This window comes from Flavobacterium sp. Root935, assembly GCF_001429295.1.
GTDB lineage: Bacteria > Bacteroidota > Bacteroidia > Flavobacteriales > Flavobacteriaceae > Flavobacterium.
Genome location: NZ_LMJL01000008.1, coordinates 250,433 through 262,911, shown reverse-complemented (window position 1 = coordinate 262,911; position 12,479 = coordinate 250,433). Strand labels below are relative to the sequence as shown.

Sequence of the window (12,479 nt, the reverse complement as noted above, 5' to 3'; positions counted from 1 at the left end):
GAATAAAAGATTAAAATCTGCTTAATCTGCAAGATCTGCGAGACAAAAAAAATACTTTCTTATGTTTTCGAGTAAAGTTCACGAACCAAAAAAAGCACACGATCAATAACAATATCAATTTCTTCTTCGGTAGTAAATCTTCCCAAACTAAACCGAATCGAACTCAAAGCTTCTTCATCCGATAATCCCATTGCTTTTAAAACATGAGAAGGCTCAGAAGTTACTGCCGAACAAGATGCTCCGTTTGAAACCGAAATAGTACCTAAAGCCATAATCAGTTGTTCTGAATTGACACCTGGAAAACATAAATTTGAAGTATTACAAATGCGATTTTGAGTATTTCCATTTACAAAAGAACCTTCAAATTGAAGTAATCCTGATTCTAATTTATTACGTAATAATTCAATTCTATATTGATCTTCTTCTAATTCATTTACAGCTATTTCACACGCTTTACCTAAACCAATAATTCCAGGGACATTTAGCGTTCCACTTCGTAATTTACGCTGCTGGCCGCCGCCAAGTATCTGTGAAGTTAATTTTAGTTTGGCTTTCGCCGAAATATACAACGCACCAACTCCTTTTGGACCATAAAACTTATGCGCCGATAGTGCTAAAAGATCAATTCCCAAAGATTTAACATCAATCTGGATTTTCCCGATGGCCTGAGTAGCATCACAAAAAAACAGCACATTTTTAGCTTTCAGAATCTTAGAAATTTCAGCAATGTTTTGAATAACACCTGTTTCATTATTAGAAAACATTCCAATGAAAACCAGTGTTTTATCGGTTAGTATTTCTTCTAAAAGTTTAATATCTAGAATGCCGTCAGAACTAGTTTGTAAATACGTTACTGTAAAACCTATATTTTCCCTAAAAGCACAAGTTTCAAGTACGGCTTTGTGTTCAGTAGCAATTGTAACAATGTGTTTTCGATCCTGATCGGCTAGACCTTTTATCGCTAAATTAATTGCTTCTGTTGCTCCAGAAGTAAAAATGATTTCTTCTGCATCTGCATTAATTAAATCAGCAGTCTGCCAGGCAGCATTTTCCACGACTTCTTTAACGGTTAATCCCGCAATATGCTGACTAGTCGAGTTGGCATATAAATCTGTAAAATAAGGAAGCATAGCTTTTAGAACTCGTTCATCAACTCGAGTTGTAGCATTATTATCCAGATAAATATTTTGGTTTTGAAACATAATTTTGACTTAGTGTCGTAAAAATACAATTTTGAAAATTCCTAAAATTAAAAAAATGTATAAATCTATTTTTCTGTTTTTTTAACGCAAAGTTCGCAAAGGTTTAATAAGTAGAGAGGTTTATAAAATACAAAGTTCACAAAGCAGGAATCCATGAAGCTTTGCGGACTTAGCGTTTTTTTAAAACAATCTATATCAAAAAAACTTAGCGTTCTTTGCGGTTAATTTTTATAAGAAACTGTAATTATTCTAAATAAGCTCAATGTTTGAATTTTGTAACTTTTTGTGAATTAAGATTGTTAAATTTGTTAGAATACCTAAAGTGATTTTGCTAATTTAAAGATAGACTGAATGGCTTCAAAAAAAACAAATCCGAATAAAGTAAGTGTGGAAGACTCCAATTCCCGCCGAGACTTTATAAAAAAATCAGGACTTTTTACCGCTCTCGCCTTGACACCGCCTTCATTGGTAATGGCATCCGAGAATAAATGGGACGAAAAAATAGCGGAATATTTGGAGACAGTACCGCTTTCTATCGAAGTAAATGGCAAAAAACACAATCTTAATATCGAACCAAGAACCACTTTGCTAGATTTGTTAAGAGAACAATTGCAGCTTACCGGAACTAAAAAAGGATGCGATCACGGACAATGCGGTGCATGTACGGTTCACGTAAACGGAACCCGAATTTTGTCGTGTTTATCTTTGGCTTCGATGCAGCAAAATGCACAGGTTACTACAATCGAAGGTCTTTCAAACGGAAAAAAACTACATCCGATGCAGGAAGCTTTCATCAAAAATGATGGTTTTCAATGCGGTTACTGTACGCCAGGACAAATTATGTCTGGAATTGCCTGCATCAAAGAAGGCCATGCTAACAGCAGGGAGGAAATCAGAGAATATATGAGTGGTAATATCTGCAGATGCGGTGCTTACCACAATATTGTTGATGCTATAACTGAAGTGAAGGAAGGAGGAAAGGAGATATGAAAAATTTTCAGATCATAAGAGCATTGTCAGCAGCATCTGCTGTTTCAAATATCAAGAAAGAAAAAGAGGCGATGTTTATTGCCGGCGGTACAAACTTGGTTGATTTAATGAAAAAGAATGTAGTGGCTCCAGATAAACTGGTAGATATTACAGCTTTAGATTTAAAACAGATTGAATTTTTAAAAGGAAAAGTTTCCATAGGAGCATTAGCCAAAAACAGTCAGGTTGCGGAAGATGCATCCATTAAAGAAAAACATCCTTTGTTGGCTCAGGCTTTGGCAGCAGGAGCTTCACAACAAATAAGACATATGGCAACAGTAGGCGGTAATATGTTACAGCGTACTCGCTGTTCGTATTTTTACAATACGGATATGCCTTGTAACAAACGTGTTCCTAAAAGCGGCTGCGGCGCTATCGGTGGTGTAAATAGAATGCACGCAATTTTTGGAGCTTCAGAAAGCTGCATTGCCGTTCATCCAAGCGATATGTGCGTGGCGTTGGCAGCATTAGACGCTAATGTTTTGGTAGAAGGTCCAAAAGGGAAAAGACAAATTAAATTCACAGATTTTCATCGTCTGCCGGGAAATACGCCAGAAAAAGACAATACTTTGGAAGATAAAGAATTGATTACTTCAATCGAAATTCCGGATAATAATTTCACTAAAAATGTACATTATCTAAAAGTACGTGACCGAAGCAGTTATGCATTTGCATTAGTTTCTGTTGCTGTGGCTTTAGATCTTAAAAATGATAAAATTAATGATGTCAGACTTGCTATGGGCGGTGTGGCACATAAACCGTGGCGATTAACTGAGGCAGAAGAATTTCTGAAAGGGAAAACAATTTCAGAAGGGATTTTTAAACAGGCAGCAGATTTAGCAATGAGAGGCGCCAGAGGTTACGGCGATAATGATTTTAAATTAACACTCGGAGCCAATGCCATAACAGAAGCACTTACAATAGCAGCATCAAAATAATTAGATTATGAGCAAGACAAGTAATATTAATAGAGTTGACGGATTTGCTAAAGTAACAGGTTCTGCAACATATTCTGCCGAATATAAAACGCCTGGTGTTGTATATGCGTGTTTGGTTGGAAGTACGATCGCAAAAGGAAGAATCAAAAGCATTGATACTAAAAAAGCAGAATGGGCTCCTGGAGTTTTGGCTGTCATTACACATTTAAATGTGGATAAACCTGTTGGATATCAAAAAGCAAAAGACAAACATAATTTCGGTCAGCCGCTTCAGATTTTTAAAGATGATTCGGTTTTGTACTACGATCAGCCGATTGCATTGGTTATTGCCGATACTTTCGAGCGTATGCAGTATGCAGCAAGTTTAATTAAAGCAGATTATCTCAAAGAAGAACATTCGACCGAACTTAAAAAAGCTGCCGACAAAGAGAAAAAAGTTGAAACTGATAAAGGAAATGACTATCATCGCGGTGAGCATGACGGATATAAAAATGGAGAGGTTGTTTTAGAAGCAGAATATACCATCCCAACCGAAGTTCATAACCCGATGGAACTTGCCAATATTATCGCAAAATGGGATGGAAATAAACCTATTTTATATACTAAAAGTCAAGGTGTTGAAGGAACTCGTAAAAGTGTTGCCGGAGTTTTTGGAGTACCAATTGAAGATGTTGAGGTGCATTCTGAATATCTTGGAGGTGCATTTGGAATGGGATTACACACTTGGCCATATGAAATCGCAGCTTTAATTGGAGCAAAAAAACTAAATCGTCCAGTAAAATTAGTTCTGCACCGTGAGCAGATGTTTACCAATGTTGGATTCAGGCCTTATACCATCCAGAAAATGGGCTTAGGCGCAACCAAAGAAGGCAAACTGACTGGCTTAACACACGAAGCCGTTGCAATGACTTCCAGCTATGAGGATTTTATGGAAGGAACCGTAAACATGTCCCGATTTATTTATGATTGTGCGAGTGTTTCTACGCGTTATCGAATTGTGCCTTTGGATACTTGTACACCAATTTGGATGCGAGGTCCAGGCGAGGCAACGGGTTCTTTTGCATTAGAATCTGCTATGGATGAAATGGCGCATAAATTAAATCTGGATCCAATTGAGTTTCGAAAACTGAATTATGCCGAAAAAGATCTGGAACAAAATAAACCGTGGAGCAGTAAATATCTTTTAGAATGTTACGAAGGCGGTATGGAACGTATTGGCTGGAAAAACCGTAAAAACAAACCCGGATCTGTGAAAGAAGGTGAGTGGCTTGTGGGCTACGGAATGGGAACTGGAACTTTTGGAAGTTACAGAAACCCAACAGCTGTAAAAGCTAAATTTTTAGCAGACGGAAATTTGGTGCTTCAATGCAGTGTCAATGATATGGGACCAGGAACGGCAACGATGATGACTGCAATTGGTGCTGAAATTACCGGAGTACCGGCAGAAAATGTTATTATTGAAATGGGAAAAAGCGGACTGCCAAAAGGCCCCACACAGGGAGGTTCTGCAACAACTTCATCTGTAGGTTCTGCAGTTCATGATTCTTGTAATTTATTAATAAGTAAAGTACTTGGATTGGCAAGTGAAAATCCATCTTTAAAAGGAATTCCGATCACAGATTTGACTTTTTCAAATGGTGTGATTTCTTCTAAAAAAGATAGTTCCAAAAAAGTTGATTTAACTTCCTTACTTGCTGCTAATAAATTAGAAGGAATAGAAGTTGAAAACCAGTCGAAAGGTACAGAGGAAGCTAAGAAATACTCTATTTACTCATTTTCAGTGCATTTTGTAAAAGTACTAGTGAATCCGAATTTGGGTAAAATACGATTGGCGCATGTTGTTTCCTGTGCCGATATTGGAACGGTTATCAACCAAAAAACATCGGCTGGGCAAATGTACGGCGGTGCGGTAGGAGGAATCGGAATGGGATTAATGGAAGCTCTCGAAATCGATCATCGTTTCGGAAGGCCAATCAATAATAATTTCGCTGATTATCATGTTCCAGTAAATGCTGATATTGAAAAACAGGAAGTTTTCTTCGTCAATAAAAAAGACCCAATCAGTAATCCAATGGGAACAAAAGGTCTTGGAGAAACCGCTTTGGTAGGAATGGCGCCTGCAATTGCAAATGCTGTTTTTAACGCCACTGGAAAGCGAGTAAGAGATTTACCAATAACGCTCGATAAAATTATAGAAACTGCAAAGGTTTAAAACAAAAAAAGAGACATTGAAAAATGTCTCTTTTTTTTAATATTTATTATTTTTAGATTTTGATGGAAAATCTAAGCTTAAAGTGTTAGTTTTAAAACTTTTCAAGGATTTAATATTATTCTGTGAAATATATTTTTGCAATAAATTTAAGAGAAATTTTTTATGGCAAATTTAGCTGAAGACATCAATGAATATGCTGCTTGGGTAGTGAATGCCTTTAAAGCTGATAATTACAATTTAGATTATTCTATTAATAGTTTAATTGAAATTGATAGATTTTTTCAAAATAATCTTATTAGCAATAAACCAAAACCTAACGGGAGACTAAGTGAAAATTTGGGAAGTATTATTTTTGCTGTCTCCAGTTATGTAGCAAAAACTTTAATACGGAATGTTCCAAATTCTATATTGATTACAGATGACACTGATCCTAAAGGAGAAATAAATTTCTCAGTTAAACTTCCAAATCAAACGGTTTGTTTTCCTGCGCAAAAAACTATGAAGAGAGTAGAAAATGGTTTAGAAGATGGTATTTATCCCTATGGATATTCACTAACAAAAGAGTTTGTTAATGAACCTTTTAATGAATTGTTTTGGCAGATAGGCAATTAGCTAATGTAAAAAAAGAGACATCGTAAAATGTCTCTTTTTTTTATATCTAATAAACGATTAATTATTTAATCGTAATTGGCAATTCAACCGTTGTTTTATCCCATCCTATAACTAAGTTGGCAACAGAACCCTGTGTAGTAAAAGCGATTGATAAAGCTTCGATTACATCAGATACTGGTTTAACAGGAACTGAAACTCTTACAACATCTTTACTTTGGTCATAAGCATAAGCGCCCCATAAATCCAATTCTTTGTTGATAATGATAGTCCATTTATCTTTTTCAGGAATAGCAAATAAGCTGTAAGTTCCTGCTGGAATATTTTTACCGCCAATTGTTACTGCTTTGTAGAATTTTACCTCTGTATTTTCATTAGCACCAACTCTCCAAATCTCTCCAAATTTCACAATATCTCCAAAAATTGTACGTCCTTTTACAGAAGGTCTAGCGTAAATAACTTTGACAACTGGATTTGGATTATCTGTTTTTTTGAATTTTACTGCTTTGTTTGGGAAATAAGAAATGTCAACCGGACTCGCATCAAGTGGAGCAAACTTTACTATGTCTTGAGCTTGAACTGTGAAGGCAGCAAATAAAGTAACTGCCAGTAAACTTAATTTTTTCATAGGATTACAATTTTTAGAATAACTACAAAGTAAGTTAATAATGAAGAAAAATCATATAATTACAGTTTGTTTTTTGTTAATGAATTGATAACAGTTTTTATTTCTGATTGAAATGATATGAATAGTTTTTTCTTATTCGTTTTTCTTTTTGGCGTACCAGTCCTTCATAATGTAAAAAGCTTTCTTTTTATTACCATCGTTTGAAATTAATCCTTTACGATTGTATCCATCCTGAATACCGGGAAGAAGACGTTTTGGAGATCTAAAATCAACTAAAATCCATGGACTTAATCCGCTTAAGTGGGGAATTTTTTCGATCATTTTTAAGTTCTGAATGTATAAATATTCCTGATATTCTTCTGTCCAGCGTTCGTTCTTTTCTCCGTGAAAACCTTGCTTGGCATCTCCTCCAAATTCAGAAACAATAATAGGCTTATTATATTTCGATTTCCATGTTATTTTTTCAGCATCTTCAAGATTACCGCCGTACCAGCCTAAATATTGATTAAAAGCCACAACATCCAATATTTCTCCAATTGGGTCATCAATTGTTTCTTTTTTAGTTAATAAAGCCGCGCTGATTAATCTCGTATTATCTAGTACTCTTGTATGTGCGGCCAAATTTGTGATAAATGTATTTCTCGCATCTGAGATTGGTGTTTCATTCGCCATTGACCAAATTACAATACTTGCTCTGTTTTTATCTCTTGTAATTGCAGCCGTTAACTGATCTTGGGCATTTTGATACGTATTTTTATTAGTAAATTCCACAGTCCAGTAAACCGGAATTTCTTCCCAAACCATTAGACCCATTTTATCAGCTTCTCTGACCATGTTTTCGTTATGCGGATAATGTGCCAGACGAACATAATTACAGCCTAGTTCTTTTGCCCAATTCAATAAACGTAAAGCATCTTCTTCAGAATTAGCACGTCCGCCTTTTGCATTTTCTTCATGAATAGAAATTCCTCTTAAAAAGACTGGTTTTCCATTTAATAAGATTTTGTCTCCTTGGGTTTCAATTGTTCTAAAACCAATTTGATCGTTTAATTTTTTTCCATTAAAGTCAATGGTAACATCATATAATTTCGGATTTTCAGGTGACCAATAAGAGATTTTTTTGGCTGGGATTTCAAAGTTTAAAATTCCGCTGTTATCCGCTTTTCCTTTGTAACTGATTTTTAATTCAGGAATAGAAATCGAAATCTGATTTTTTGACGCATCTAAATTGTTGATCTTGATAAACCCCGAAATAACATTTGCATTCCCTTTTTTCAGCTGAATGTTATAATCTTCTACAAATGAAGATTCTTCTTCAATTAAAGTGACATCGCGAGTAATTCCGCCATAATTCCACCAATCGGTATTTACAGTTGGAACATCTTCTTTATGGCGCGTATTATCCACTTTTATAACTAAATAATTGTCTTTTGGCTGAACAATCGAAGTCACTTCGTAATTAAACGGCGTAAAACCGCCTTCGTGAGTTCCTAGTTTCTTTCCGTTTAAATAAACATCAGCTTTGTAGTTGATGGCGCCCAAATATAAAAACAGACGTTTGTTAGCTGCTAAATTGTAATCGAAAGACTTTTTAAACCAAACATTTCCTTCATAATATTTCAGTTCCGTAACCTGCGAATTCCAATCGCCAGGAATAGTAATAGTTGGCGATTTATCAAAATCATATTCTACCAGCTCCTGTTTGTTTTGAGCATGGTAATTAGTGAAAAATGCGCCTTTTGCTGGTTTTTCCTGTTTGTCGTACTGATCAAGGTGAAAGCTGTAAAATCCCGTTTGATAAGGATCTATAATGTAATTCCAAACGCCGTTTAAAGAAGTCGTATTTCGGTTTGGAACGTTTGAGATTAAATTTTGTGCAAATCCCAGAAAGGAATAGGTAAGGAGTAATGTGGTTAATAGTCTTTTCATTGTATTATAATTTGTTTTGTAATTGTGTTTTGCCACGAAGACGCTAAGGCACGAAGTTTTTTTACTATTTTTTTGTCAGGATGACAACTAGACTAAAAAAAACTTAGAATCTTAGTGCCTTAGCATCTCAGAATCTTTTTACTCAACAGAAATCTTTAAATATTCCCCTTTAAAACTCTGATTCAATGCCGTCATTTCAATCGGATTGCCTGAACCGTCTGGAACAACTTCAATAGAAGCCTTTCCGTTTGCCATTCTTATAGATTCACTTCCCGTTGGCGTTCCTTGATTTTTTAACGTTTTACCGCCTTTCATACATTGAAAATAAACACTTGCTTCATAATCCAGACAGCGTAAATTGTTATTGTCAATTGCAATTGCTGTTACTAAATAATTACCGTTTTTCAGTTTTTCTGAAGATAATTGCAAAGAAGAAGCCGTATCATTTTTATTGAAACGATAATTAACTTTTATGGTATCAGAAACCGTTTTGCCATCTTTATTTTTACCAATAGCAATTAGGATATTTTCTCCTTTTTTAAAATTGACATCCCAAGTTAAACCATTTGCTGGATATAGCGAAAGATTTCTTTGTTTTTCGCCAAGAGATTTTCCGTTATGAAGTAAAGTCACTTTCTCGCAGTTACTAAAAACACTGATCGTTCTCGGAGTATTTTCTGGACCTTGTCTTTCTGTCCACGTATGCGATTCTATGTAAGCAAAAGGTTCTTTTGCCCAATAGCTTTTAAAAACATAATACGCATCTTTTGGAATTCCGTTTCGGTCAGTTAATCCTTTTTGGTTCATGTACGGAATATCATCTTCTGGACGCAATGGCGTTGCAAAATCCTTAAATGCCCATTGAACATTTCCCACAAACGCTGGATCATTCTCGGATATATGCAAATGCCAGTCAAACAAATCAACTATATAATTCTCGCTCCAATCTCCAATTTGCGCAATGTTAGCGATTTTAGTCTGTACAATGGCTTCTTCCCATCCTTCAGCTTTTATTACATTTTCGCCTGTAATTGGATTTTCGCTATGACGGCCAACATGACTGTCTCCGCCATATTCAGCGTGAATGAAATGTTTGTATTCTTTTTTGTAAACATCAATTGCTTTTTGGTAGCTTTTATAACTTCCAGAATACCAGCCCGACCAAATCGAAGGTGAGAAAACATCCACAATATGCGATCCTTCGTAATATTTTCTAATTGCCGTTTTTCTAGTTGGATCCAGTTTATGAGCAATTTCGTTTAGTTCATTTAAAAAAACGTTGGTTTTATCTGCATTATCTCCATCAGGGAAGTCTGGAAGCCAATTGATTTCGTTTCCAAGAGACCAGATAATAATGCTCGGATGATTATAGTTTTGAGTAATGATTTCCTCAAGCATGTTTTTGGTAGTCGTTTTCCAGACATCGTTACCAATTCCGCCACGGCACCAAGGCAGTTCATCCCAAACCAAAAGGCCAAGTTCATCACAAGCTTTATATATTTCAGGATCTTGCGGATAATGTGCTAAGCGAACAAAATTAGCACCCATTTCTTTGATTGATTTCATATCGGCCCAATGCTGTTCGTTGCTCATAGCAGCGCCAACTCCAGCTTGCTCTTCATGACGATGTGTACCGCGAATTAGCAAACGTTTTCCGTTAAGGTAAAACGGACCATGATCTTTAAATTCAAACCATCTAAAACCTACTTTTTCAGGAACACTGTCCTTAATTTGATTTTTTTCTGATAAAACAGCACTTAGTTTATATAAATTAGGTTTTTCGGTATCCCAAAGTTCTGGATTTTTGATATTTTCGAAAGTGACTGTCGAAGTTTTATCGGTAACAGGAATTGTTTTACTTGCCACTTTTTTTCCTTTCGGATTTTTGAGTGTTATGGTTAATGATAAATCTTTTGAATTATCTGGATTTACAAAAGTAGAAACGATTTGCACCGAAGCTTTTTTGGTAGAAACTTCAGGAGTTGTAATTTTTATATTTTCGATATGATTTTTGTATTTCGAAACCAGCCATACATCGCGCGTGATTCCGCCATAAATAAAGAAATCACTCTTTTGAGACGGGATAATTTCGATGTCGTAACTATTATCAACTCGAACAAAAATATCGTTGTTTCCTTCTTTAATAAAGTTGGTAATGTCAATTGAAAAGCCAATATATCCGCCAATGTGCGAACCAGCTTCTTTTCCGTTTACATATACTTTTGTGGTAACATTTGAACCTTCAAAATATAAGGAATAAACACGGTTGTTATCGATTTGCGGAATGTCTAGTTTCTTCTGATACCAGCTGGCATCGCGTCTGTAACCCGGATATAAATCGGTTGCATCTTCGGCGTTCCAGGTATGTGGTAAATTAAGAGAAATCCAGTTTGAAGCTTTTTCGGCTTCGCTGAGGTTTGTTGTATGATTTTCTAAATAAAGCCAGTTGTCATTAATGTTTCTTTTTGTCTGAGCAAAACTGCTCAGACAAATTTGAAACAAAACAAAAAGCGCAAAAATTGAAAAAGTTTTATTCGGTTTATTCATAGTTACAAAGGTTCATAGTTACAAAGGTTTAAAGCTTTTCTGGCTCAAAGATTCAAAGATTCAAAACCTTTGTTACTTTGAACCTTTGAGCCTTTGTACCTTTATTAATGCTTCTAGAAAATAATAATCGGCGTAGATTATTGGTTCATCAATTTCATCGTGTTTAGGCCAGTTTCCTGTACTGTGGTCAAAAAGAAAAGGCGCTTTAATTGTGGTGTCTAAAATGTATTTATCGGTTTGTACCGAAGCCATCATTTTATCAGCGAAAGCCAAATAAGTATCATTTTTAGTATAACCATACAGCTCATATAATGCTGATGCCATTACCATTGCTGCAGAAACATCACGAGCTGCATTTGGAATACTCGGATCTTTAAAATCCCAATACGGAATTCCATCTTCTGGCAGGTTTTTATTTGTCATAAAAAACTTTGCTGTCGCTTCAGCTTGTTTTAAATAGGCAGGATCTTTTGTATATCGATAGGACATCGTAAATCCGTATACTGCCCAAGCTTGCCCACGTGCCCAAACCGAATCGTCATTATAACCTTGAAGCGTAGTTTTCTTTCTCACTTCGCCTGTATTTGGATTATAATCGATAACGTGATAACAAGAGTTATCTGCTCTAAACTGGTTTTTTAAGGTTGTATTGGCATGTTTGATAGCGACATCACGGTATTTATTGTTTCCAGATAATTTTGAAGCTTCAAAAAGCAATTCCAGATTCATCATATTGTCGATGATTACAGGATAATCCCAAATTTCCTTGTTGAAATCCCAAGAACGAATCGAACCCACTTTTGGATTGAACCTTGTACACAAAGTTTCAGCGCCTTTAATAATTACCTCTTCGTATTCTTTTTTGTTTTCCACTTTTAGAGCTTCTCCAAAACTGCAAAACACTTTAAAACCTACGTCATGCGAATTACTGTTGACACTTTCTTTTTTGCTGAAACGAGTCCATTTTTGAGCTTGTTCTTTATATTTTGAATCGCCTGTAAGTCGGTACAATTGCCAAAGATTTCCAGCAAAAAAACCGCTTGTCCAATCTCTCGACGGCACTTTGCGAATTTCAAGAGATTTTACATTCATACTTCTCGGCATCGACATAGAATCTACTGGATAATCGAGCAGCATTTTGTATCGCGTTTCCAATTTTTGTGTACTTGTTGAGGTTGTTTTTGCTTGAGGATTAATTCCGGGCTTGCACGCTGTTACCAACGATGCAAACCCAAGAATTAAAGAAATGAAACTGACATTCTTCATATTAAATATTTTGTAATCGTAATTTTTAGACGCGGATTTGACAGATTCGCTATCGCGAAAACGCGGATTTATACGGATTTTTTTATTACGCCACGAATAATTGTTTCCGCAGATTTTAC

9 protein-coding genes are annotated in these 12,479 nt (G+C 35.6%); 4 read left to right on the top strand and 5 right to left on the bottom strand.

What is annotated here, in order from left to right; genetic code table 11:
* Positions 1-59: 59 nt before the first annotated feature.
* Complete coding sequence (locus tag ASE40_RS06525) at positions 60-1,202, bottom strand: cysteine desulfurase family protein (RefSeq protein WP_057116159.1); 1,143 nt, start codon at positions 1,200-1,202, stop codon at positions 60-62.
* A 351-nt stretch (positions 1,203-1,553) separates the two neighbouring features.
* Here ASE40_RS06525 and ASE40_RS06520 point away from each other — a divergent pair, with 351 nt between their 5' ends.
* From ASE40_RS06520 to ASE40_RS06505, 4 genes are all read left to right on the top strand, one after another.
* Positions 1,554-2,192, top strand: coding sequence for a 2Fe-2S iron-sulfur cluster-binding protein (locus ASE40_RS06520; RefSeq protein WP_057116158.1), 639 nt, complete (start codon positions 1,554-1,556; stop codon positions 2,190-2,192).
* Positions 2,189-3,169 carry an FAD binding domain-containing protein gene (locus ASE40_RS06515; RefSeq protein WP_057116157.1) on the top strand — a complete coding sequence of 327 codons (981 nt, stop codon included), beginning with the start codon at positions 2,189-2,191 and terminating at the stop codon, positions 3,167-3,169. Before ASE40_RS06520 ends, ASE40_RS06515 begins: the two co-directional genes overlap by 4 nt.
* 7 nt (positions 3,170-3,176) lie before the next feature.
* Positions 3,177-5,381, top strand: a complete 2,205-nt coding sequence (locus tag ASE40_RS06510) for a xanthine dehydrogenase family protein molybdopterin-binding subunit (protein ID WP_057116156.1) — start codon at positions 3,177-3,179, stop codon at positions 5,379-5,381.
* A gap of 162 nt (positions 5,382-5,543) precedes the next feature.
* Positions 5,544-5,993, top strand: a complete 450-nt coding sequence (locus ASE40_RS06505) for a hypothetical protein (protein ID WP_057116155.1) — start codon at positions 5,544-5,546, stop codon at positions 5,991-5,993.
* Positions 5,994-6,054: 61 nt separating this feature from the next.
* Here the strand turns inward: ASE40_RS06505 and ASE40_RS06500 are convergent, their stop codons facing one another.
* The 4 genes from ASE40_RS06500 to ASE40_RS06485 all read right to left on the bottom strand — a co-directional run bounded on the left by ASE40_RS06500 (position 6,055) and on the right by ASE40_RS06485 (position 12,360).
* The gene (locus ASE40_RS06500; RefSeq protein WP_057116154.1) at positions 6,055-6,618 is read right to left on the bottom strand and encodes a DUF2911 domain-containing protein; all 564 of its coding nucleotides are present in this window, start codon (positions 6,616-6,618) and stop codon (positions 6,055-6,057) included.
* 132 nt (positions 6,619-6,750) lie between these two features.
* Entirely contained in the window at positions 6,751-8,547 is a 1,797-nt protein-coding gene (locus ASE40_RS06495; protein ID WP_057116980.1) for a glycoside hydrolase family 2 protein, read from the bottom strand.
* A 138-nt stretch (positions 8,548-8,685) separates the two neighbouring features.
* Complete coding sequence (locus ASE40_RS06490) at positions 8,686-11,094, bottom strand: glycoside hydrolase family 2 protein (protein WP_057116153.1); 2,409 nt, start codon at positions 11,092-11,094, stop codon at positions 8,686-8,688.
* A 72-nt stretch (positions 11,095-11,166) separates the two neighbouring features.
* Positions 11,167-12,360: a glycoside hydrolase family 88 protein gene (locus ASE40_RS06485; protein WP_057116979.1), complete on the bottom strand. Its 1,194-nt coding sequence runs from the start codon at positions 12,358-12,360 to the stop codon at positions 11,167-11,169.
* Positions 12,361-12,479 lie beyond the last annotated feature (119 nt).